This window comes from Sphingobacterium sp. SYP-B4668, assembly GCF_027627455.1.
GTDB lineage: Bacteria > Bacteroidota > Bacteroidia > Sphingobacteriales > Sphingobacteriaceae > Sphingobacterium.
On the sequence record NZ_CP115483.1, the window covers coordinates 2,971,915 to 2,993,977 of the forward strand.

A 22,063-nucleotide genomic window follows, 5' to 3' on the forward strand; every position below is an offset into this window, starting at 1 on the left:
AGGGATTAGGCTTCCGGGATATCAGGTTCAACTAATTTTTTCATTTTATCCAGCGACTCTTGCCAACCTAGGTAGCACATTTCAACCGGAATCATATCTGGAATATTTTCTTGTATGACTTTCAACTCGGTACCGCACGAGACTTTATTCAACCACACAGTAGTCGTTATTTCGCCAGGCAAATTTGGATTATCAAACCGATCGACGTATTTGACTAGTTCGTTAGGCACAATTTCCAAATACTCCCCACCGAAAGAATGCCCCTTGCCCGTACTGAAATTAATAAAGGTCATTTTGAATACGCCACCGATCTTAAAGTCCATCTCTTGCACCGTACAGATAAAACCGTAAGGTGGCAACCAACTGGCGTGTGCTACCGGATCTGCAAAGGCACGAAATACTTTTTCAGGACTCGCCTGAATAATCCTATGTAAGGAAACACTATTATTTTTCATCGTTATAGATTTTTTAGATTTGACTTATTCATTATTAAATTCTTCATTTCGCCTATATCCGAATCGCACTTACTGATTTATTGGCATTCGGACTGTGAGATGATATAGCGTATATCTATCCTTTAGTTAACTGCCCTTATCTAATCTTGTTGTTGTAAATATAAGAGACTGCAAGTATGCCAAGTACCACAACTGGCATCAACATAAATCCAATATTCTTGTCAACAAACGCATGACTAATAAAGGCAAAAATAAGACTAAAAGAAAGACCAGCATATGCCCACTCTCTTACAGTAGCAGACATTTTGGGATAGGCAATTGCTATCACACCCAGTACTTTGCAAATAATAAGTGTATAGGCAAAGTAATCGGGATATCCTAAAGGTTTTGTGCCTGCATTTGCATATTGCGGAGCAAAAAGAAGAGTGCCAAGTGGCATTACACCTTCCCAGAGGATAAGGATGACCGTCGCTATCCAAAAGATAATTTTGTTCTTTTTCATGGTTATAAACTACTAATAAGTGACTGATTCCACACACTTTAACTATAGACCGGAATTAGGGATCTGCTCACACTTGTTATGTGTGCGTAATATTTCCGTCCAGTCCATGTGAATAACCGCCAATTATTTCATTGTTACATATTTTACGAAGTTATCTAAAATAGCTTGCCACCCTTGTTTCTGAAATTCAGGATCATTTTGTGTCTCTGGATCAAAAATTGTTGTCAACACCGTTTGACCATGATCCTCTTGAAATACTGTACTAACAGTACGACCATCGGACATCGTATAGGTGATTTCTTTATAACGCTCGACCGTATCATATATTCCTTCAAAATCAAATCCAAAGCTGCCATCTTTGGCTTCCATTCTATTCTTGAACTTACCGTGTACGCGGAGGTCATTTTCGCTGGCTGGGCAATGCCAGCTTGGGTCGGGAGTATTCCATTGCATGATATCGGAAGGTGTATTCCAAGCGTGCCATACTTTCTCTACGGGAGCATTGATTGTTGCTTCTACCTTGATTTTTGTTTGTTGTGTCATTGCTTAAAATTTTTGGTTTATAATGCTACTACAAAGATGGGACAGGTTACAAAATTCCAACCATTGCAAAAACGACAACTTTAGGGGTGTATTACGACAGAAACAATATGTATATTTACTTTACTAACGAAAAAGATATGCGCATCTCAGTTTTTGTACCTCAACACGGAGTAATAGAAGCAATTACTCCGGCATTCAGGACCTTTCATACGGCTAATGAATTTCTTACGGTATTTGGGAAAAAACCAATTTTTGATGTAGAATACGTGGGTTTGCAGGAATATGTGCCCGCCAATAATGGCGAGTATACGATAAAAACGAATCGACTTATTAGCGATGTCACCCAAACAGATTTGCTTATCATACCGCCCACTTTAGGGGATATGGACTACGGCATAAAAGCAAATGCAGAGGCCATACCCTATTTTACAAAGCTACATTTAAAGGGAACCAGTCTCGCTAGCTTATGTGTGGGAGCTTTCCTCCTAGCAGAAACTGGATTGCTAACCGGTAAAAAATGTTCTACACATTGGGCATATATCAATGAGTTTAGGGAAAAATACCCACAAGTAGAAGTAGAAGATGGCGCCATAATAACCGAATATGAGAATATCTATAGTAGCGGTGGCGCTAGCAGCCTCTGGAACCTAATACTTTACCTAGTAGAGAAGTATTCTGATAGAGAGACTGCCGTGATGATTGCCAAATATTTTGCTTTGGATATCAGTAGAGACAGCCAATCTCAATTTGCTATCTTTAGAGGACAGAGAAATCATAGTGACGCTGAGATGCAGAAAGCGCAGGACTATATAGAAAAAAACTATGAAGGAAAAATTACCGTTGAGGATTTAGCAAACCTTACTAGCGTAGGCCGGCGAACATTTGAAAGAAGATTTAAAGAAGCGACAAACAATACTCCTATTGAGTACATACAGCGAGTACGAATTGAAGCTGCTAAGAAATTTTTTGAGGCATCCCGGAAAAACGTATCTGAGGTCATGTATGATGTAGGGTACACGGATACTAAAGCATTCAGGGACATTTTTAAAAAAATTACAGGTCTTACGCCGATAGAGTATCGGAATAAATTTGCGAAGGTTTCGAACGAAGTATAGGGCTCATCATAAGAGATTAATTACTTTTTCCAGCGGGCGACCAATAATCGCCTTTCCGTCTTTTATGATAATTGGTCGTTCTATCAATATCGGGTGCTTTAACATAATCTCAAGCCAATCCTCATCACTTAAAATAAGGCTTGCGAATTGTTGCTGAAATAGTGACTCATTCTGTCGTATAAGCTCAAACGGCTTCATTTGGAGTAACTTCAAGATGGCAATCAATTCCGCTTTACTCGGCACGTCGTAAAGATACTCCTGCACTTGGAGTTCAATCTGACTCTGATTTAGCAAATCTAGTGCAGCACAGCTTTTACTACACATCTTATTGTGATATATCTTGATCATGATTACTATTTAATGGCTCTTCGCATCGTCTTAAAGCTTGTATAGCACATCTTCCCATACATAGGCTTCATATTACTGTTTTTTATGGAAATTATGATAGTTTGCAGATGGATTAGTTTCCTGGGCCAAACTATGAGGATTTGTCCCTTATTTATTGGATCTTTTTTTGATTGTTCAATATTTTCTTTATCATTACTATTTGACCGAGGTGGTAATAGCTATGCTCTATCATCGCCTCTATATTCCTCAAATAAGTCCCATACTTTTCTTCAACAAAATATTCAGAGAGTCGACCCTCAGGCAACCGCTCTACAAGTTCTGCAAATTCTTCGGCATCTCTCCAAAATTTGAGAAGAAAATTAGTCCATTGTTCCTGTGATTGAATGAGCTGGAAATCGAAACTATACTTATCTTTTATATCCAGTGCACCCCCCAACAATACTAGTCTAATTCCATTGATGTAATAGTGAACATGTTGCGCAAGAACCGAAATGGAATTTAAATCTAGAAGTCTCGTTATTGCGACTTGCCAATCCAAATTTCCCAATTGATCTTTATAATTTGTATTTGCTATCCAGACCCCATTTAGGATCACCTCTCGAAATCTATTTGCAAGTTTAACTTGACTTGTCATAGTTCCCTCCGCCCCTAGTTAATATCCAACCCAGATACTCACGAGAGCCTCGTTGAGCATGATTTAGGACCATATGTGATTACCTTCTGTTAATATAATCGGTTTTCCATCTGTTATGACGATGGTATGTTCATGCTGTGCCATGTATCCTCCTTTATTACCAACCATTGTCCAACCGTCACTGAGCTCTGTTGCATAAGTAGATGATGTAGAGATAAACGTTTCAATCGCGACGACCGAATTCTTTTTAAATCGCCGTTGATCAAACCTGTTTTTGTAGTTTAGTAATTCGTCTGGCTCTTCGTGCAAACTCCTTCCTATACCGTGACCGCCAAGATTTTTGATAACTTTATATCCCTTTTTTCTTGCTTCAGACTCCATCAAATGTCCTACATCAGCTATTTTGACTCCGCCACGGATATTGTCTATCGCTTTTCTTAAGATATCTTTGGATGCATCCACTAGTTTTTGATGTTGATGGATATCTGTGCCTAGTACAAACGATGCTCCATTGTCCGACCAAAAGCCATTAAGTTCGGCCGAAACATCAATATTTATTAAATCACCATCTTGGAGTACACGCCTATCTGAGGGAATGCCATGGCAAAACTCATCATCAACACTAATACAAGTCCACCCAGGGAATCCATAGGTTAAAAAAGGAGCTGAATTTGCACCAAATTCGGTCAAAATATTTGCACCATATTCATCCAAGTCTTTCGTGCTCATTCCAGGTTGAGCGTAGTCAATCATTTTTCTTAATGTATAGGCAACAGCTTTACTTGCCTCCTGCATTCCTATTAATTCGGATTGTGATGTTATGGACATTTCGATATTTTATTAGCACCTTATTGTCCTTTCTGGAGCTTCTCATTCAATGACAATCCAATGACAATCAGCGAATTGAAAACGATACACCCCCTCTTTGGACACTCAAATTTACCAAAAAAATATCGAGAATAATGTATCTATTCCTTTATAATCTACCATCAAGGAGATGATTTGACATAAAATAAACGGTAAAAACTAATCTGCTGGCAGCCCCAAAGTCTATCGTCAACATTAATTAAATTCTTATGTAAGAATTTAGAAACTGTAATTCCTCTAGGGCTGAATCATCGTAAACTATCTCTCCATTATTCAGGAAAAATATATTGGGGAAACAAATCTATATGTGTCCTTATGAGAGCTAATCTTTATAAATCAGGTATTTTTTACGCATTATTTTGTATTTGGCAAGTCCGGGTGCCCAACTTTTCCGAATCTCCGCCTCACTCACTCCATTTTCAATCTGCGTGCGAAAAGCATCTACACCGACGAGCCTCTCAATACTTCCAATTTGCTTTGAAAAACTTTGATCGAAAAACTTATCTTTTTCAGGAGACTTTTCATATAGCTCCTTAATCCAAGTCAGATTGATTTGTTTGCTATTCACAAGTTCCTGCAAATTATAGCTTCGTAAATCTAGTCCATAACACATTTCGTTCATAAAAAGTGGCGTCTCACTCATTCCTTTTTTACTGACAGGCGTAAAGGAAAATGAATAAATTCCCTTATAGACGGGGCTTCCAAGTATAGTGAAAGGAAAATCGGTCCCTCTACCGTGATTTATTTTCACTCCCTCAAAAAGGCAGGTGCTGGGATAGAGCAATATGCTTTGTTCGGTATTCAGATTTGGCGAAGGACTTACCGGTAGTCGATAGAGCATATTATGCTTGTAATTTTCGACAGGGATAATCTTTAACTTACATTTCTTAGAGGTAGCCATCCATCCTTCTCCATTGACCATTTGAGCAAATTCAGCAGTTGTCAAGCCGTGTGCAATAGGAAGAGGAAATTGACCAATACCTGATTTATGCTTCATATCTAGTATTGGCCCATCGATAAGATAAGCATTTGGATTGGGGCGATCCAAAATCATAAGTTCCTTACTATTTTCCGCGCAGGCCTCCATAATATCACGCAATGTGTTAATATTGGTATAAAAACGCACGCCCATATCTTGAACATCATATATGAATATATCGACGTCTTTCAAATCCTGATTTGATGGCTTCTTCTTGTTTCCATACAATGAGATGATAGGAATCTGGGTTTGTTGGTCTATCTCATCAGACACCTCCGTGCCATTACTGGCATTCCCTCTGAAACCGTGTTCCGGCCCAAAAATCTTAACAATCTGGATACCCAAGCTTAAAAGACTGTCCACAAGATGCTTATCTTTAATCACCGTGGAGGGATTGCCAAGTATAGCAACCCGTTTTCCTTTTAAATAAGGGACGTAACGCTCCGTTTGTTCTGCTCCAGTACGTATCCGATCATTACAATAATCAAGAGTTGTTTGGGCTTTCAAGAATGTAACATTCATTGCAATAAACATTACGGCAATCAAAAGATGAAATTTATAACTCATAACAAGGTTGTAAACAAATGAATAGTAAATCTAATGAAAATTGCTGCAATTTGCAAATCTAAATATTAAAACGGCATAAAAACGGAGCTATATTTCTTTATTCCTCTTTCATAAATACATAGCATCACTATTATTCGGTGATGTAAAAAATAGCTACCAGTAATAGGCTCCGAAAAACGACAAAAGGCTATCTTCTTATAGTAGCCTATTTTAATTACTACTTTCAGAAGATGGCCTACTGTAAAGGGATCGATTTGTTTTATTCGGCTATGATAGATCTATCCAGATGCACATAGCCACCATCTACGTGGATCAACTGTCCTGTCGTATGGCTGGACCGGTCTGACAATAGAAACACCGTCATATCGGCAATCTCCTCTGGCGTAGTCATCCGGTGTTCCAAAGGAATACGATCAGTTATCTTCTTCAATGTCTCTTCGGGATTTGTCAATGTCTGAATCCATCGGTCATATTGGGGGGTAGAAGACTCCGCTACGACAATAGCATTGACTCTGACCGAATATGGTAAAAGCTCAACAGCCCACTCCCGGGTCAATGCGTTGCGCCCACCGTTGGATGCGGCATAAGCTGACGTATTGCCCTGCCCCGTCTCCGCGGTCTTAGATGTGATGTTGACGATACTGCCCTTTGCTAGCTTTAATGCTGCCAGTGAATGATGGGCCATTAAATAGTAATGGATTAGATTTTTATGAAGAGAATCCACAAATTTTTGATAATCTCCAGACGCCAATCCTACTCCGTCATTGACTCCTGCATTATTAACAAGCCCATCAATACGTCCGTAGCGCTCCAACGTCTTTTCAACGGCAATTGCATTATGCTCGGGGATGGAAAGTTCGGCTTCAATACATAGGGCTGTGTTGCCTAACGCTTCTACCTCCGCTTTAACTATTTCATTATCCTGCGTATTGCGTCCAACGATAACAGGGATAGCACCTTCGGCAGCGAGCGCGAGCACAATCGCCCGACCGATGCCTTTGGCTCCGCCCGTGACAATGACCACTTTATCTTTAAGGTTCAAATTCATGATGTAATTCCAAATTATAGATTATAAATTTTTACAGCATTCAAAGCCCAAAAAGCATCACGCTGATTGGTATCGAATGTGTCCAGCTTAGATTCAACAATAGCTATTCCCTCTTCATAAGAAGCTGCAAGCAGACATACTGGCCAATCTGATCCAAACATAATACGATGATGCCCAAAGCAAGCAAACACATGTTCAAGATATCGAGCAAAGTGTTCAAGTTTCCAACTTTTCCACTCGGCCTCGGTAGCCAAACCCGACACTTTACAGCTCACATTTGGAAATGACGAAAGTTGCTCAATGAAGTGTGCCCAATCGTCAAATTCTTGTATTTTGATTGGGGGTTTCGCAATATGATCTAATATGAATTGTTGCTCAGGATTATTGGATACGCAAGTAAGCACACTCGTGTAGTGTTTCGGACTAACTAACAGATCGTAAGTGAATCCGTATTGGACGAGTTGAGCAAGCCCATTTTGGAAGGAATCACGTATCAAAAAATCAGGATCTGCCTCTGCTTCCACCACGTGTCTAAATCCTTTGATCAATGGCTGCTTTTTGTACTTTTCCAGATATTCTCCAATCTTAGGGGAACGAAAGTCAACCCAACCAATTACTCCTTTAATAAAGGAATTTTGAATGGCTAATCCAACCAAGAAGTCGGTTTCTAGATGTGACTGATCTGCTTGAACAGCAATGCAGGCCTCAAATCCATTACGCTGTAGAATAGGCTTCAGGTCTGCCGGCATAAAATCTTGCCGAATCATATCCATCTCCGCTGTAATCCAACTGTCACGAACGGGATCAAATCTCCAGAAGTGCTGATGTGAATCTATGCGCATAATCCTAAGATATTAAGACCGATAAGCGACTACTTCTTGACGTGATTCACCCAAACCATCAGCACCCAACTCTACAACATCACCAGGTTGAAGATAAATAGGAGGATTGAAACCAAGACCTACGCCTGCTGGAGTACCTGTGGAAATCACATCACCTGGTAGAAGAGTCATGAATCGAGAGACATAACTAACAATAAAAGGTACTGAGAAAATCAGGTTTTTGGTATTTCCATCTTGATATTTCTTACCGTTGACCTTCAGCCAAAGGCGTACATTGTTGATATCTTCAATTTCGTCTGCTGTGGCCATATAAGGTCCCATTGGAGCAAAGGTATCGCATCCCTTACCTTTATCCCACGTGCCACCTCTCTCTAATTGATACTCGCGCTCTGATACATCATTATGCAATACATATCCTGCAACATAGTCCAATGCATTGGATTCTTCCACATAAGACGTTCGCTTCCCGATGACAATACCAAACTCAACTTCCCAATCAGTCTTAACCGAATTCTTAGGAATCATGATTTGATCGTTCGGTCCCATCAATGAGGTGGTAGATTTCATAAAAATAATAGGTTCAGCAGGAATTGCCGCACCGGTTTCTTCAGCATGATCCTTATAGTTAAGTCCTATACAAACAATCTTAGAAGGACGCGCAAATGGTGCACCTAGACGTATTTCATCGGCTACCTCGACTAATTGACCTTGGTTGGCTTTTACAAATTCTTCTAATCTAACCAGGCCATCTTCCTCAAAAAATGACTCATTATAATCTCCTCCAAAAGCAGAAGTGTCATAATTGACTCCATCTATCTGTACGCCAATCTTTTCTTTTCCTTGCTCACCGAAACGAATTAATTTCATATTTTTTACTTTTAGTATTATGTGTCTTGACATGTACTGTGTGTGATTATTTCGGACTGGAATAAAATTCAGGCCGGTCATATCTTACCTCACTTACATGCTTATTATTAGTTATTCAATTTAATAAATCCACCATCAATCGGATAGTCGTTGCCAGTGATAAATCCAGCATCGTCACTACATAGGAACAATGCTAATTTAGCGATTTCTTCTGGTTGTGCCATTCGACCTATCGGTTGACTCTTGGACAACTTATCAAACATTTCCTGCTCCTGCCCTGGATAATTTTTTGAAATAAAGCCATCCACGAATGGCGTGTGAACCCGTGCGGGCGAAATACTATTACAACGGATTCCATCGGCCATATAATCTCGGGCAACCGACAGCGACATTGCGAATATAGCACCTTTACTCATAGAATACGCAAATCTATCTGCGATACCCACCCAAGCGGCTATAGAAGCCAAATTCAAAATAGCCCCTCCCCCCTGTCTCTTCATCACGGGAATCACCGCATACAATGCGTTATATGCCCCTTTGACATTGACATTAAAAACGCGTTCAAAATCTTCCGATTTACAACCTTCCAAGTTGCCGACATGGGCTATCCCAGCATTATTAACCAATACATCCACCTGACCAATACCATTCACGACAGCCAAAACCTCGTCTTGAATACTGACATTGCAAATATGAGCTTCCGCTAATCCTCCAGCATCTTTTATCTCGCCGACCACTTGGGCTGCCCCTTCAGTATTAAGGTCCAAAATATGCACGTGTGCGCCATTGGAGGCAAACAAAAGACTAATGGCTCTACCTATACCACTACCTCCTCCAGTAATAATTGCAGACTTGCCTTGTAATTTATTCATAATATTATTTTTATAACAGACTAATAACTATTCAAACTCAGCAACATTGGATTATAAAGATACACCTCTGCGCCAAGGTATGAAATCATCCTGACCTAGTAGCACCGCTTTCGGTTGCATTTGACCACTGGCTACTTGGATGACATACTCTAAAATGCGATGTGCTGCCTGTTCAATAGTCTCCTCTCCCTCTATAATTGTCCCACAGTTCAAATCAATAATATCAGACATTTTTTCATAAGTCTTTGTATTTGTCGAAAGCTTTACTACAGGTGTAATTGGATTGCCAGTGGGTGTACCCAAACCTGTGGTAAACAACACGATATTAGCTCCTGCAGCAACCTCAGCAGTCGTACTCTCCACATCATTCCCTGGGGTACACAATAGGTTGAGCCCAGGTTTGTTGGCTACTCCAGGATAATCCACTACAGCCGTAACTGGAGATGTACCCCCTTTTTTTGCGGCACCTGCAGACTTAATTGCGTCGGTAATGAGACCGTCGCGAATATTTCCGGGTGAAGGATTCATATAAAACCCCGAACCATCAGCCTCGGCTTTAGCATTATATGTCCGCATCAGATGCATAAATTCACTTGCAATCTCTTCATTGACACAACGATCACTGAGCTCCTGCTCAACTCCACATAACTCAGGAAATTCCGCTAAAATGACGGAACCACCCATACTCACCAACATATCTGATAAAAATCCCAATGCCGGATTGGCCGATATTCCCGAAAATCCATCAGACCCCCCACACTCCAAACCAATGCAGAGCTTGTTCAATGGTGCTGGACGCCGTTCATTTCGATCAGCCTGCATCATACCTGCAAAAGTAGCTTTAATGGCTTTGTGCATCAACTCCTTTTCTGTACCTTCTTTTTGCTGTTCAAAGATATAAAGCGGTTTATCAAACTGCGAATCTCGCTTCTCTATCTCCGAACGCAGAATAGAAGCCTGTGCATGCTGACAACCCAAACTAAGAACTGTAGCCCCCGCGACATTTGGATGGCTAATATAACCGGCCAAAAGTCCACAGAGTGCATCCGAATCTAATCGAGTACCACCACATCCCATATCGTGATTTAGAAATTTAATCCCGTCCACATTTTTAAAAAGACGGTCTCCGGCTGAAGTCGCTCCGCTCGTGGCCAAGTCTTGAGCGATAATACCATCTACATCCACGCCTGAGCGATACAGTTCAATCAGACTCTCGACCTCCGTTGTATAGTCATTGGCCTTAATTTTGTACCCAAGCTTCTCTTCAAACGCAGTTTTCAAAGTCAATACGTTCCTATTTTCGCAGAACACCAGTGGGATGACCAACCAATAATTGGCCGTACCAACCGTGCCGTTCGATCGATGAAAACCATTGAATGTCCTATCTTTAAAAGTGGAGATATCTGGTCGATGCCAGTCCAACTTACGTTTTCCCATCTTAAAATCATCAGCTGCGTGCCTTAAATTCGCTGTTGAAATTAATTCACCTTGCTTCAAGTCAAAGTTTACCTTGCCAACCAATACGCCATACATATGCACATCTGCGTCTTGCTGGAGATCTTGGATGGTAAACTTGTGCTTTGCGGCGACATCCTGTAACAACTCAAACTCCTCCCCGTCCCATTGGATTAGCGTACCTTTCCCAAGATCCTGCAGAGCAACCAACACATTGTCTGACGGATGGATCTGTAGGAACATATGTTTCTCTGTATTCATCTCTCTTTATTTTGTACATTATCTAACCATCAATCTGAAGTCAGAATGGTGTGACACTACTTATTTAAATCAAATATTTTCTCCATTAGTACCCATTTCCCTTCGGAACCAGCCCCTGGGATGGCGGACTGATACTTCCACATCAATTGCTCCCATTCTTGCACTTTCGGATTTCGCAAATCCATATCCGCCTTTCGTTCGAAGGAAAAGTCATCGCTCACTTCCATAATCATAAACAAACGATTTCCAAACCTATAAATATCCATTACAAGCACATCCGCGCCAATGATAGAGGCCTTGATTTCGGGCCAAACACTTCGATGATGGGCTTCATATTCAGCAATCAATTGGGGGTCATCCACCAAATCAAGACCCAGAGCATATCTTCTCATTACTACAAATTATTTTTATTTACCTTACTTCTATTATTCCATGCAAAAAGCAATACTATGACAAAACACAATAATGCGATTAAATAGGAGGTCTGCATATTGTCTGTCATATCTGTGATTTGGCTAGCCAATGGCGGCACAACCGCTCCCCCTACGATAGACATAATAATCAAACTCGACGCCGACTTAGTGTCTGCCCCGACTCCCTTTATTCCTAAAGCGAATATAGTTGGAAACATAATGGACATAAAGAAAGTAATAGCCACTAACGCATACAACGTCACAATACCCGTTCCGAATACGACTACAAGACAAAGTATACAAGACGCAATACTATAGATAATCAGTAGCCTATTTGCTGACATATATTTCATAAAGAACGTGCCAATAAAACGTCCAACCATAAATAGAAATCCAGCAACACCCAAATAGTATTTACCTTCTTGCCCGGTAATCCCCGTTACATCACTCGCAAATACCAATAGAAAACTGAATACATACACTTGTACACCCACATAAAAAAACTGGGCTACAACTCCCCATCGCACATTTTTGTGCGCAAATGCACCCAAAAAGCCCCTTGACGACTCCCCTTCTTCTTCATCTTTAATATCCGGCAATTTGGTAAAGAAAAAGAGAGCGGCAACAATCAAAATCAATAAGCCAAGTACAAAATACGGCCCTTTGACCAATGAGGTTTCGGCCTGGATATAGGCTTCTCGCGCACTTTCACCTAGCGCTGCTATTTCATCAGCAGATTTTGGTTCTTCGGCCAGTATAAATACTCCCCCTACTATAGGAGCGATAGATGCCGCAAGACCATTAAATGACTGTGCGAAATTCAGTCGTTGCTCCGCTTTATTAGGATCACCTAATATCGTAATATAAGGATTGGCGGCTGTTTCCAAAATAGTAAGTCCACATGATAAGACGAAAAGTGCTGCTAAGAAGAATGGATAACTGATGGTATTGGCTGCAGGAATGAACAAAAAGCACCCCAATGCAAAAAGACTCAAGCCTACCAATATGCCAGCCTTATAACCATATTTTTTCATAATCAACCCAGCAGGAATCGCCAGCAAAAAGTATGCAGCAAACACGGCTGAATCAACCATTGAAGCCTGAAAATGGGTCAGGCTGAAAGCGCTCTTCAAATGCTTGATTAATATCGGATCCAGATTATGGATAAATCCCCAAAAAAAGAATAGTGATGTCACTAATACAATAGCCAAAGAATAGCTTTTCGTTTTCGTCATACGTAATGTATTGCTAATATTTTATAATTGATAATGTAAAAATCAACATATTAATTCTGATTAAATTGATGAATATTACCAAAAGATTGAACTATTTTACCATTATTTGTGCATTTGAAAGTTTTATTACGTTATAATCATTTACAAACATTCGATATGAAACCCCAACTTCTGACGATAGACGCGCCCTCGGCCTCGGCTTTTTCGGTCAGACAAGACATACAGCCCCAACAACATAACAATTGGCATTATCACGAAGAGCTAGAGCTCATCCATATTGCTAAAGGTACAGGTACACAGTTGGTGGGAGACAGTATCAGTAACTTCGAAAACGACTCACTTTTCTTAATAGGGTCCAATCTCCCCCACTACTGGCTTTTTGACGAGCGATTTTTACAAAACAATGCAGATATCAGAGTGGCCCACTTCAAGGAGAACTGCTTTGGACATGGTTTTTTCAATCTGGCTGAAAACAAAAAAATTAGAGAACTCTTTATCAAAGCCAAAAGAGGAATGCAAATATACGGACAGGCAAAATCAACCGTAAAAGACATATTGGAAAGGATGGTGTTAGTTTCCGGAACTCAGAAAATCATCCTTTTATTAGAAGTTTTGGATATCCTATCTAAAAATGAACAGATCGAAAAACTAACAAGTCCAACATATGTAGCGGATAATCAGGAGCTAGATTATGACCGACTGAACTCCATCATCACATACGCCACTTTACATTTCAAGAACAAGATAGCACTGAAGGAGTTGGCTGATGTCATAGGCATGACGGAAAATTCGTTCTGTAGGTTTTTTAAAACAAAAACTGGAAAGACTCCAATTGAATTTATTACCGAATTGAGAGTAGGACATGCTGTCAAACTTTTACTGGAATCAAGCACACCTATCAAGCAGATTTGCTTCGAATCCGGCTTTCAGAATTTTGTATCCTTTCACAAAGCTTTCAAGAGAATAAAGGGTGCTCCACCCTTGGTTTATCAAAAAAGTATACAAAAATAGGCCGCGACATAAATCACGACCTATCAAACAAACAAACTAATATAAAATCTATTTAGATTCCAAGCTCAGCGAGAATGGAAGGTCTCCTTTTGCAGTTCCTCTAGAGGTGTTTGGCTTGGGACTCATCTCAAACTTGAGATTGGCTCCTTTAATTAATTCGCTATGGCGAATATAATTCTTTGTATAGTCCTTACCGTTAAACTTCATGCGTTGGATATACTTATTCTGAGCCGAATTCTGTGGAGCTTGAATAATAATTTTCTTTCCATTCGAAAGATGCAACGTGGCCTTTTTAAACAATGGGGCTCCTATAATATATTCATCCGTAGCAGGAGTGACAGGGTAGAATCCTAGCGCTGAAAACACGTACCAAGCCGAGGTTTGTCCATTATCTTCATCTCCGCAATAGCCATCTGGATTTGCAGAATACATCCTATTCATTGTCTCTCTAATCCAGTACTGTGTTTTCCATGGTGTACCAATATGTCCATAAAGATAAATCATATGCTGTATAGGCTGATTACCGTGTGCGTACTGGCCCATATTGGCGATTTGCATCTCGCGTATCTCATGAATAGGAAATCCATAATAAGAGTCATCAAATATTGGAGGTAAGGCGAAAACAGAATCCAACTTCACTTCCATCGCTTGGTGACCTCCCATCAACTCGGCCAACCCATTGACATCTTGAAATACTGACCAACTGTAATGCCAACTATTACCTTCGGTAAAAGCATCACCCCATTTAAATGGGTTAAATGGAGATTGAAAAGACCCATCTTTATTTTTGCCTCGCATAAGTCCGGAGGAAGGATCAAAAAGGTGCTTGTAGTTAAAAGAACGCTTACGATATAAGTCAATGTCATCTTGGCTTTTATTCAACGATTTAGCCAATTGATAAATGGCAAAATCGTCATAGGCGTACTCCAAGGTACGCGCTGCATTTTCATTTATTTTGACATCATAGGGTACATATCCCAGCGTTTTATAGTACGCTGCTCCCGCTCGACCTACGGCAGTCAAAGGTCCCTCATTATTCGCGCCTTTCAACACCGCTTCGTACAATGTTTCGATATCCTCTTGTCCAACACGTACACCTTTAACCCAAGCATCTGCCACTACAGAAGCAGAGTTATTTCCGACCATAATATTTCTAAATCCCGGACTAGCCCACTCTGGTAGGAACCCTCCCTCTCGATATGCATTTGCCAATCCCTGCTGCATCTTTTCACTCATTTCGGGATACATTAGATTCAGAAATGGAAAAAGGGCCCTAAAAGTATCCCAAAAACCTGTGTCTGTAAAGAAATAACCGGGTTTCACCTCCCCTGTATAAGGGCTGTAGTGAACAATATCACCTTTGGCATCAACCTCATGAAACATCCTTGGGAATAACAATGAACGATACAAAGATGAATAAAAGGTACGGGCTTGGTCGATACTTCCTCCTTCGATTTCAATCCGCCCCAGTACTTCATTCCATTTTTTCTCACCACTAGCGACTTGCTGGTCAAATGTCAATCCGTTCAATTCCTGAAGGTTAAGCTCGGCTTGAGCGGGGCTGATAAAGGAAGAGGCAACCTTAAGGTGTACTTGTTCGCCTCTATTAGCAATGTGAAAACTCACGATAGCGCCGACATGGTCAGCCTGAATCTTATATCGACCATCTTTCATCAGGGAGTCTGCAAAAGTGCTAATCCCCGCGAAAGGTCTATCAAAAGTTAGGACAAAATAATTCTTAAAATTATCTGGGACGCCGCTACTATTCTTAGTTGAATAGCCTACAATCTTGTTTTCAGAAGGAATTACTTCTACATACGAGCCTTTATCGAAAGCGTCAATAAGGATATGTGCTTGATCGGTTTTCGGAAATGTAAATCTAAAATACGCAGCTCGATCCGTAGGTGTTAACTCCGTTTTAACGTCGAAATCGGCTAAATAAACCTCATAATAGTGAGGCTTAGCAATTTCTGCTTTATGTGAAAACCAACTCGACCGTTTGTCTTGATCAAAAGTCTTCACTCCTACCATAGGCATGATTGAAAACTGGCCATAATCATTCATCCAAGGTGATGGCTGATGGGTCTGTTTAAATCCTCTAATCTTATCAGCTGTATACGTATACATCCAGCCGTCTCCCATCTTGCCAGTTTGTGGACTCCAAAAATTCATACCCCAAGGCATTGCAATTGCTGGATATGTATTGCCATTTGATAATGTATATGTTGATTGTGTGCCTATTAAGGGATTCACAAAATCTACAGGATTACTGACCTTGCCTATTTCTTGAGCAGAGCTAAAAGATACACATAGACAAAGTAAAATCGCAGCGATGTAATTTCTTTTCATAACTAACCAATGGTATATTGGGTTCTAAAATAGAAAAAAAAATCGAATTCGAACATGCTAAAAGTATTTAGCAAACATTTTGTTAAACAGAAACTCGAAGAACTAATTTGCCATACAAAGCCCCACTTTCCATCTGTCGATGGGCTTTTGCCGCTTCAGACAATAAGAAGATTTCACTAATTCGGGGGACAAAACGTCCATCATTGATAAATGGAAACACATAATGTTGGATATCCTTAGCCAGTGTATGTTTAAATCCAATATCACGACTACGTAAGGTACTACCTGTTACCGTTAATCTCTTTTGCATCACTTTCAATACATTTAACTCGACTCTGCCCCCCAAAGTAGCATTGATATAAACTAGGCGTCCGTCTGTATTTAACAGATTAATGTTCTTCTCAAAATAAGGCCCACCAATACTATCCAATATCACATCTATTCCCTGAGCACCAAATACAGACTCAAAATCCTCTTGTTTATAGTTAATGGCCCGAGTAGCACCTAGCGATTCGCAAAACCGACATTTATCTGTATCTCCAGCAGTCGCGTAAACAATACTCCCCCAAGCACTTGCCAGTTGTATAGCGCAACTTCCTATCCCACCTGAACCGCCATGGATTAATACTTTTTCACCTGGCTGTAATCTTCCGCGTTGGAATAGATTATGCCATACTGTAAAGACAGTCTCAGGTATTGCTGCAGCTTCCTCCCAAGTGAGTTCTCTCGGCTTAGCAAGACAACTTCCCTCATCTACCTGTACATATTCTGCATATCCACCACCCGCCACCAATGCTATTACCTCATCTCCCACCTTCCACATAGAAGTCTTCGTCCCAAGCTCGACAATCACTCCCGCCACTTCTAGGCCAGGAATATCTGCGACCACTCCATCTGGAGCAGGGTAATTTCCCTTCCGCTGGAATATATCTGGTCTATTGACGCCAGCAGTCCGTACTTCTATGAGTACTTCATATTCTCCTAGAGTAGGGATTGCTCTATCAACGATATGGAGCACCTCTGGTCCACCAAATTCAGAAATGACAATTGCTTTCATATTCATCTATATTTACAAACACAACTTCCTTCTATTTATCGCTCGATGCCTCCCGCTCGACAAACAGATCTATGACTTTTTCGGATACTTTTGTAGGCGTAGATTAAGCGAAACCATAAAGTAACGAGCTAACCGATTGTTTCGGATGTCCAAAATATCATTACCAATAATCTCACGGGAAATACCAGTATTTTGATTCAACAAATCAAACCCTTGCAATCTCAACATGGCCAACTTATTAGGCAGAAAAGTATATTCAATGTATGAATTAATGACAGTGGGATTAACATTCATGGTACTACCTCTATAACCATCATTGAATCTTTGTGAAAGCTCCACGCCCAGAGTCATATGCTCCGTGCAATATATCTTATTCCCCAAACTAAGGACAAAGGAGTGTGCCGTAATCGAATTCTCAAAGGGCCATTTGTACTTCGCTGAATTTAGCATATAATTACCATTAAATTCGGACTCGATTACATCATCCAACGTATAGCGGAGCTGTAAAGATTGTGAATAGATAAACTGTCTGTTGGTAATCCGACTTTCATTAATCTGCGAGACATTGTTGTAAAAATCACCGTTACCATTGATATTCAACTGAAAATAATCTGAAATGAAAGGAGTAGAAAACAGATAATAGGACCTCACATCATAATATCCTGGCATATTCAAATAAGTCGTCTGTTGTACGGTAGAGTTGGCGGTGGCCGTTCGATCGGTCACAATCTTATTCTGTACAAAATTGTAAGCTAAATTAGCTTCGAAATATTGCCCCCTTGAGACAATTGATTTTCTAAAACGCGTGGATATCCTATTGGCAAATTCAGCCTTTAATTCAGGATTTCCAGTGACTATATTTTGCGAGTTGGAGATATCTCGAACAGGCTGTATTTGGTGAAAGCTTGGTTGATTATTTTTACCCAGATAATCGACCGAAAAATCTGCTTGATCGTTAATCTTCCACTTAAAACCTGCTGTTGGAATCAAGTTCACATTATTATAAGTGTAGAGCTCATTCTCCGCATACAATCTACCCGATATCTCTAATGGCTGTACTCCAAACCCCACATTATATTTATACCTCTTATCTTTAGAATCATATTGATAATTAATCGCTGTCTGATTGCTCCGAAAATTATAATTATAGTTTAGTCCCAAGGAGTCGATAAAGACCATGTGTCCCAAAAGTTTCGAACGCTCAAGGTCCTCAACCCGTCTATTCGCGTCAATATCATTGCGCTCGAAGTCGTAAGTGACCTCCAAAGAGCTTTGTTTATTGATGGGTTCGATATAAGACCCGCTCAACTTATATGAACGGTTTTCATTAATTGCTTCGATATATTGTCGCTGAAGAAAAAATGAATAATCATTCTTTTTCAACTCATCTAGTATCACGTATCGATCCTCAGCCTGTTCCACTTTATCGCCAGAACCTATCGAAGCCCTTAAATTAAAAACTAGTTTACGACCATCTTTTTTAAAGGCTTTCGAGTATAGTGCCTCCACATCCAAATTGGGGGTCATATTTTTTGATATGGATGAATAACTTCCATCATTGGTAGTTGTATTACTCTTAAGCCTCTTTTCCCTATAATTGTTGATGTACGTACGACTATAGGTAAAAATTGGTTCTACCTTGAGCACATCATGATTCTTAAACTTGGTATCAAAATTCAATAACAACCGATGATTGAAATCCTTGGTCTCTACCTGATAGTCTTCTTGGTTAAATATGGATGCATTTCCGTAGACGGATTGCAATACCGAATTGCCCACTGTTAGATTTTGCCGCTTGGTAAATGCATATTGCCCATTTACTGTTGTATTTTTGAAAAGATTGTCCGAAAAACTTGCGCCTATTGAACTCGTAGTATTCAATCCGTCAGATGGCTCTGCAAAATCTGCCAACTCACCCATGTTACGCTCGCGGTTTCCGCCATTCGGAGACCCAAAGGAAAACAGGCTTGTATTCGTATTATTTAAAGACCCTACTAGCGAGAACTCTTGACCGTCATTGAAGTTGTTAATCCCTCCACTAAGCAAGTAGCGATCTTCAGATCCACCACCTCCAGTAAGTTGACCAAAGACAATCTTTTTCTTATCATCTTTTAACACGATATTCAATACTTTCTCAGATTCACTACCTTGTGTACCCTTGGCACTATGGTATTCACCATACGAATCAATAACCTGCAAATACTTTATAAAATCTACAGGTAGATTGCGTGTAGCTGTCAGCACATCTCCACCAAAAAATTTTCGACCGTCTACTTGGACAGATGAAATCGGTTGACCAAAAGCATATACAGAACCGTCTCGAGACACCTGTATATTTGGCAGTTGTTTGAGTGCATCCTCTAGAAGCAAACGTCGATTAAAGCTAAATGCGTTCATATTGTATTGAACCGTATCCTGCTTAAATATCACAGGGACGGTCTTCACGACTAATACCTCCTTCAGTAATTCTGACTGGGGTGAAAGTACCACTACTGGCAAAGAAGATTTAGAAAGCACTTCCGAGGCCGAATAGGTCTTTTCTAAAATTTTATAGCTCAACAACGTATAAGTAATTCGGATTTGTCCAAGTGATACATCAGAGAACATATACCTACCATTCGCTGATGAAGCCTGATTAAATGTACCATCTGGTGAGGTAAGACGCACACTAACACCCTTAAGTGGTACACCTGCGGTGTCCACCACAGCGCCCTCAATGGTTATCTTTTTCGACTGTCCTCGTGCAGTATGAGAAATGATAACCAAAGAAAGCATGATAAAACAATATAGCTGAAAGCGACGTGTAGCCAAGCTTCTATCAATTAAGAGTTACTTTTGTCAAGATAGAAAAAATTACGCATAATATTTCCCTACAAATAAAAAAACGTACGTTAACAGGTTTATAATATAAAAAGCGGGCTAATTTTTAAAAAAAATTAACCCGCCTTCAATATGCGTTAATGTTGTTCGTAGACTATTCGCCTTTGAATGCGACTTTATTAACGTGTTTGTCAATTTCCCAGCGTCCTGTACCTTCTTCACCGATGACATCAAACATGTCCAATATACGTCTAGCAACATATTCTTCTTCCACTTGCTCTTCCAAGAACCATTGAACAAAATTGAAGGTCACGTAGTCCTTAGCCTTCATACATCTATCGGCAATGTTATTAAATTGTTCAGTAACAAACATCTCTTGCTCCAAGGTCTGCTCAAATACACTTCTGAAGGATTCGAAGTCAACAGGGATACCTGTGATCTCCGGAGATATAGCACGACCGCCTCTATTATTAATATAATTAAACAACTTCAACATGTGCTCACGCTCTTCATTTGATTGTTTTGCGAAGAAATCAGCACTGAAGTCCAGACCTTGTTCGTCACACCATGAAGACATTGCCAAATACAATGATGACGAGTGCGCTTCTACTTTAATCTGAGCATTCAATATATCCTCAATCTCCTTTGTTAGGGATGATTTTAATTTCAATAAATCTTTCATATCAATTTTCCGTTAAGGTGTTTAATATTCTATACTTTAAAACATAGAAACAGGTGAATTGTTTCACCGCTTCCGTAATACAAAGATAAGACGGAGAGTGGATAACTCGCTATAAAATATGCAATACGAATTAAGTCTAAATTAGAGATTTTAGAGGTAAGTAGTTTAGAATCAGTATAATTTAAAGAAAGTTTTAACTAACAAAAACAGGAGCAGGACATCTCTTCAGGCACGAATTAACAACACCATTTAATTCAATCATAAATCGAGCCCCACGAAGCAGCTCTCTTAGATTGAGAACATCAGCGACAGACAACACAAAACATCGCTCCGAACGGAAGGGCATAATTACCTCATAGTCGAATGACCTTGATGCATCATTAAGCATCGCATCAATATCAATACCTTCAATACGTTTTTTAAAATTAAAAAAGTCGGCTACTTTAAAAGCTGAGGTTTGGCCCTGAAAATCCAACCAATAACAATTTTGACGGCTACACTGATACACTGCCCCGTGTGCAGTCACGAATACTTCTTCTACCTGTGCTAGAGGGCAAATCATTTTATCCATTTATTGAGTTGGTTTTATAGCGAGTTCAAATGTTTGTTGTGCGAAGGTAAGAACTATCAAGATTCAATCCAAATAAAATCAAAATTATTTCGATTAATTCTAAATAGTTTTAAACGCAAGCGCAACTACTTCTTCAAATGACCTGGTGTCGGAATGCAAAATTTGAAAAACAGAAAAGGGCCGGCATATAAGCCGACCCTTAAAAACTGATCTAATATTTATATCTAAAATTCCTCCTCTTCGGAATTGAGCAACTCTTTATGATTGCTAACCGCAGTTCGCGTTTTGGTCTTATGTTTATTTATCTGTCTACGAATTGATTCTACAGTCAGATCCGTAGCCTCTTCGAAGGTCTTGGCCTGCGCCTTAGCAAACAACTGACTTCCGGGTACATTTATTTTCAGTTCAACAATTTTATTTGCCTCATCTTCCACGTTTTCCAATCTCAGGTAGCACACCCCTTCGATAATGTTATCTAAAAACTGTTCCAATTTAGATGTTTTTCTTTTGATGAAATCAACAAGTTTTTGATCAGCATCAAATTTGATGGATTGCACAGTAATGTTCATT

Annotated in this window: 22 protein-coding genes; 2 read left to right on the top strand and 20 right to left on the bottom strand. The window is 39.9% G+C overall.

What is annotated here, in order from left to right; translation table 11 throughout:
- Positions 1-5: 5 nt before the first annotated feature.
- The 3 genes from OQ289_RS12355 to OQ289_RS12365 all read right to left on the bottom strand — a co-directional run bounded on the left by OQ289_RS12355 (position 6) and on the right by OQ289_RS12365 (position 1,500).
- Positions 6-455: an SRPBCC family protein gene (locus OQ289_RS12355; protein WP_270087169.1), complete on the bottom strand. Its 450-nt coding sequence runs from the start codon at positions 453-455 to the stop codon at positions 6-8.
- 136 nt (positions 456-591) lie between these two features.
- Positions 592-957, bottom strand: coding sequence for a DoxX family protein (locus OQ289_RS12360; protein WP_270087170.1), 366 nt, complete (start codon positions 955-957; stop codon positions 592-594).
- A 123-nt stretch (positions 958-1,080) separates the two neighbouring features.
- A complete protein-coding gene (locus OQ289_RS12365) occupies positions 1,081-1,500 on the bottom strand; it encodes an SRPBCC family protein (protein WP_270087171.1) in 420 nt (139 codons plus the stop codon).
- A gap of 137 nt (positions 1,501-1,637) precedes the next feature.
- Between OQ289_RS12365 and OQ289_RS12370 the strand changes: the two genes are divergently transcribed.
- Positions 1,638-2,615, top strand: a complete 978-nt coding sequence (locus OQ289_RS12370; protein WP_270087172.1) for a GlxA family transcriptional regulator — start codon at positions 1,638-1,640, stop codon at positions 2,613-2,615.
- 6 nt (positions 2,616-2,621) lie between these two features.
- On the opposite strand, the gene OQ289_RS12375 is transcribed toward OQ289_RS12370, so the two are convergent.
- From OQ289_RS12375 to fucP, 11 genes are all read right to left on the bottom strand, one after another.
- Positions 2,622-2,963, bottom strand: coding sequence for an arsenate reductase family protein (locus OQ289_RS12375; RefSeq protein ID WP_033562596.1), 342 nt, complete (start codon positions 2,961-2,963; stop codon positions 2,622-2,624).
- A 151-nt stretch (positions 2,964-3,114) separates the two neighbouring features.
- Positions 3,115-3,597 carry a DUF1572 domain-containing protein gene (locus OQ289_RS12380; RefSeq protein ID WP_270087173.1) on the bottom strand — a complete coding sequence of 161 codons (483 nt, stop codon included), beginning with the start codon at positions 3,595-3,597 and terminating at the stop codon, positions 3,115-3,117.
- A 63-nt stretch (positions 3,598-3,660) separates the two neighbouring features.
- Entirely contained in the window at positions 3,661-4,425 is a 765-nt protein-coding gene (gene map, locus OQ289_RS12385) for a type I methionyl aminopeptidase (protein ID WP_270087174.1), read from the bottom strand.
- A gap of 361 nt (positions 4,426-4,786) precedes the next feature.
- Positions 4,787-5,965 carry an exo-beta-N-acetylmuramidase NamZ family protein gene (locus OQ289_RS12390; RefSeq protein WP_443020439.1) on the bottom strand — a complete coding sequence of 393 codons (1,179 nt, stop codon included), beginning with the start codon at positions 5,963-5,965 and terminating at the stop codon, positions 4,787-4,789.
- Between the two features lie 304 nt (positions 5,966-6,269).
- Positions 6,270-7,058, bottom strand: a complete 789-nt coding sequence (locus OQ289_RS12395; RefSeq protein WP_270087176.1) for an SDR family oxidoreductase — start codon at positions 7,056-7,058, stop codon at positions 6,270-6,272.
- A gap of 14 nt (positions 7,059-7,072) precedes the next feature.
- A complete protein-coding gene (locus OQ289_RS12400) occupies positions 7,073-7,900 on the bottom strand; it encodes an amidohydrolase family protein (RefSeq protein WP_270087177.1) in 828 nt (275 codons plus the stop codon).
- 12 nt (positions 7,901-7,912) lie between these two features.
- Positions 7,913-8,767 carry a fumarylacetoacetate hydrolase family protein gene (locus tag OQ289_RS12405; protein WP_270087178.1) on the bottom strand — a complete coding sequence of 285 codons (855 nt, stop codon included), beginning with the start codon at positions 8,765-8,767 and terminating at the stop codon, positions 7,913-7,915.
- Positions 8,768-8,874: 107 nt separating this feature from the next.
- Complete coding sequence (locus OQ289_RS12410) at positions 8,875-9,639, bottom strand: SDR family NAD(P)-dependent oxidoreductase (protein WP_270087179.1); 765 nt, start codon at positions 9,637-9,639, stop codon at positions 8,875-8,877.
- A gap of 51 nt (positions 9,640-9,690) precedes the next feature.
- Positions 9,691-11,355 carry a UxaA family hydrolase gene (locus OQ289_RS12415; RefSeq protein ID WP_270087180.1) on the bottom strand — a complete coding sequence of 555 codons (1,665 nt, stop codon included), beginning with the start codon at positions 11,353-11,355 and terminating at the stop codon, positions 9,691-9,693.
- 56 nt (positions 11,356-11,411) lie between these two features.
- Complete coding sequence (locus tag OQ289_RS12420; RefSeq protein ID WP_270087181.1) at positions 11,412-11,747, bottom strand: L-rhamnose mutarotase; 336 nt, start codon at positions 11,745-11,747, stop codon at positions 11,412-11,414.
- Between the two features lie 2 nt (positions 11,748-11,749).
- Positions 11,750-13,003 carry an L-fucose:H+ symporter permease gene (gene fucP, locus OQ289_RS12425; protein ID WP_270087182.1) on the bottom strand — a complete coding sequence of 418 codons (1,254 nt, stop codon included), beginning with the start codon at positions 13,001-13,003 and terminating at the stop codon, positions 11,750-11,752.
- A 156-nt stretch (positions 13,004-13,159) separates the two neighbouring features.
- Between fucP and OQ289_RS12430 the strand changes: the two genes are divergently transcribed.
- Entirely contained in the window at positions 13,160-14,014 is an 855-nt protein-coding gene (locus OQ289_RS12430; protein ID WP_270087183.1) for an AraC family transcriptional regulator, read from the top strand.
- A 48-nt stretch (positions 14,015-14,062) separates the two neighbouring features.
- Here the strand turns inward: OQ289_RS12430 and OQ289_RS12435 are convergent, their stop codons facing one another.
- The 6 genes from OQ289_RS12435 to hpf all read right to left on the bottom strand — a co-directional run bounded on the left by OQ289_RS12435 (position 14,063) and on the right by hpf (position 22,062).
- Positions 14,063-16,363, bottom strand: coding sequence for a GH92 family glycosyl hydrolase (locus tag OQ289_RS12435; RefSeq protein ID WP_270087184.1), 2,301 nt, complete (start codon positions 16,361-16,363; stop codon positions 14,063-14,065).
- An 82-nt stretch (positions 16,364-16,445) separates the two neighbouring features.
- The gene (locus OQ289_RS12440) at positions 16,446-17,420 is read right to left on the bottom strand and encodes an NAD(P)H-quinone oxidoreductase (RefSeq protein WP_270087185.1); all 975 of its coding nucleotides are present in this window, start codon (positions 17,418-17,420) and stop codon (positions 16,446-16,448) included.
- Positions 17,421-17,489: 69 nt separating this feature from the next.
- The gene (locus OQ289_RS12445) at positions 17,490-20,195 is read right to left on the bottom strand and encodes a TonB-dependent receptor (RefSeq protein WP_270087186.1); all 2,706 of its coding nucleotides are present in this window, start codon (positions 20,193-20,195) and stop codon (positions 17,490-17,492) included.
- A gap of 199 nt (positions 20,196-20,394) precedes the next feature.
- Positions 20,395-20,922, bottom strand: coding sequence for a ferritin (locus tag OQ289_RS12450; RefSeq protein WP_270087187.1), 528 nt, complete (start codon positions 20,920-20,922; stop codon positions 20,395-20,397).
- A gap of 193 nt (positions 20,923-21,115) precedes the next feature.
- Entirely contained in the window at positions 21,116-21,484 is a 369-nt protein-coding gene (locus OQ289_RS12455; RefSeq protein ID WP_270087188.1) for a hypothetical protein, read from the bottom strand.
- 233 nt (positions 21,485-21,717) lie between these two features.
- Positions 21,718-22,062 carry a ribosome hibernation-promoting factor, HPF/YfiA family gene (gene hpf / locus OQ289_RS12460; protein WP_033562608.1) on the bottom strand — a complete coding sequence of 115 codons (345 nt, stop codon included), beginning with the start codon at positions 22,060-22,062 and terminating at the stop codon, positions 21,718-21,720.
- Between the last annotated feature and the right edge of the window lies 1 nt (position 22,063).

Excerpts from the sequence above, each read along its gene's own strand:
- OQ289_RS12355 (WP_270087169.1), bottom strand. The coding sequence starts at position 455 with ATGAAAAATAATAGTGTTTCCTTACATAGGATTATTCAGGCGAGTCCT.
- OQ289_RS12360 (WP_270087170.1), bottom strand. The coding sequence starts at position 957 with ATGAAAAAGAACAAAATTATCTTTTGGATAGCGACGGTCATCCTTATC.
- OQ289_RS12365 (WP_270087171.1), bottom strand. The coding sequence starts at position 1,500 with ATGACACAACAAACAAAAATCAAGGTAGAAGCAACAATCAATGCTCCC.
- OQ289_RS12370 (WP_270087172.1), top strand. The coding sequence starts at position 1,638 with ATGCGCATCTCAGTTTTTGTACCTCAACACGGAGTAATAGAAGCAATT.
- OQ289_RS12375 (WP_033562596.1), bottom strand. The coding sequence starts at position 2,963 with ATGATCAAGATATATCACAATAAGATGTGTAGTAAAAGCTGTGCTGCA.
- OQ289_RS12380 (WP_270087173.1), bottom strand. The coding sequence starts at position 3,597 with ATGACAAGTCAAGTTAAACTTGCAAATAGATTTCGAGAGGTGATCCTA.
- map (WP_270087174.1), bottom strand. The coding sequence starts at position 4,425 with ATGTCCATAACATCACAATCCGAATTAATAGGAATGCAGGAGGCAAGT.
- OQ289_RS12390 (WP_443020439.1), bottom strand. The coding sequence starts at position 5,965 with ATGAATGTTACATTCTTGAAAGCCCAAACAACTCTTGATTATTGTAAT.
- OQ289_RS12395 (WP_270087176.1), bottom strand. The coding sequence starts at position 7,058 with ATGAATTTGAACCTTAAAGATAAAGTGGTCATTGTCACGGGCGGAGCC.
- OQ289_RS12400 (WP_270087177.1), bottom strand. The coding sequence starts at position 7,900 with ATGCGCATAGATTCACATCAGCACTTCTGGAGATTTGATCCCGTTCGT.
- OQ289_RS12405 (WP_270087178.1), bottom strand. The coding sequence starts at position 8,767 with ATGAAATTAATTCGTTTCGGTGAGCAAGGAAAAGAAAAGATTGGCGTA.
- OQ289_RS12410 (WP_270087179.1), bottom strand. The coding sequence starts at position 9,639 with ATGAATAAATTACAAGGCAAGTCTGCAATTATTACTGGAGGAGGTAGT.
- OQ289_RS12415 (WP_270087180.1), bottom strand. The coding sequence starts at position 11,355 with ATGAATACAGAGAAACATATGTTCCTACAGATCCATCCGTCAGACAAT.
- OQ289_RS12420 (WP_270087181.1), bottom strand. The coding sequence starts at position 11,747 with ATGAGAAGATATGCTCTGGGTCTTGATTTGGTGGATGACCCCCAATTG.
- fucP (WP_270087182.1), bottom strand. The coding sequence starts at position 13,003 with ATGACGAAAACGAAAAGCTATTCTTTGGCTATTGTATTAGTGACATCA.
- OQ289_RS12430 (WP_270087183.1), top strand. The coding sequence starts at position 13,160 with ATGAAACCCCAACTTCTGACGATAGACGCGCCCTCGGCCTCGGCTTTT.
- OQ289_RS12435 (WP_270087184.1), bottom strand. The coding sequence starts at position 16,363 with ATGAAAAGAAATTACATCGCTGCGATTTTACTTTGTCTATGTGTATCT.
- OQ289_RS12440 (WP_270087185.1), bottom strand. The coding sequence starts at position 17,420 with ATGAAAGCAATTGTCATTTCTGAATTTGGTGGACCAGAGGTGCTCCAT.
- OQ289_RS12445 (WP_270087186.1), bottom strand. The coding sequence starts at position 20,195 with ATGCTTTCTTTGGTTATCATTTCTCATACTGCACGAGGACAGTCGAAA.
- OQ289_RS12450 (WP_270087187.1), bottom strand. The coding sequence starts at position 20,922 with ATGAAAGATTTATTGAAATTAAAATCATCCCTAACAAAGGAGATTGAG.
- OQ289_RS12455 (WP_270087188.1), bottom strand. The coding sequence starts at position 21,484 with ATGATTTGCCCTCTAGCACAGGTAGAAGAAGTATTCGTGACTGCACAC.
- hpf (WP_033562608.1), bottom strand. The coding sequence starts at position 22,062 with ATGAACATTACTGTGCAATCCATCAAATTTGATGCTGATCAAAAACTT.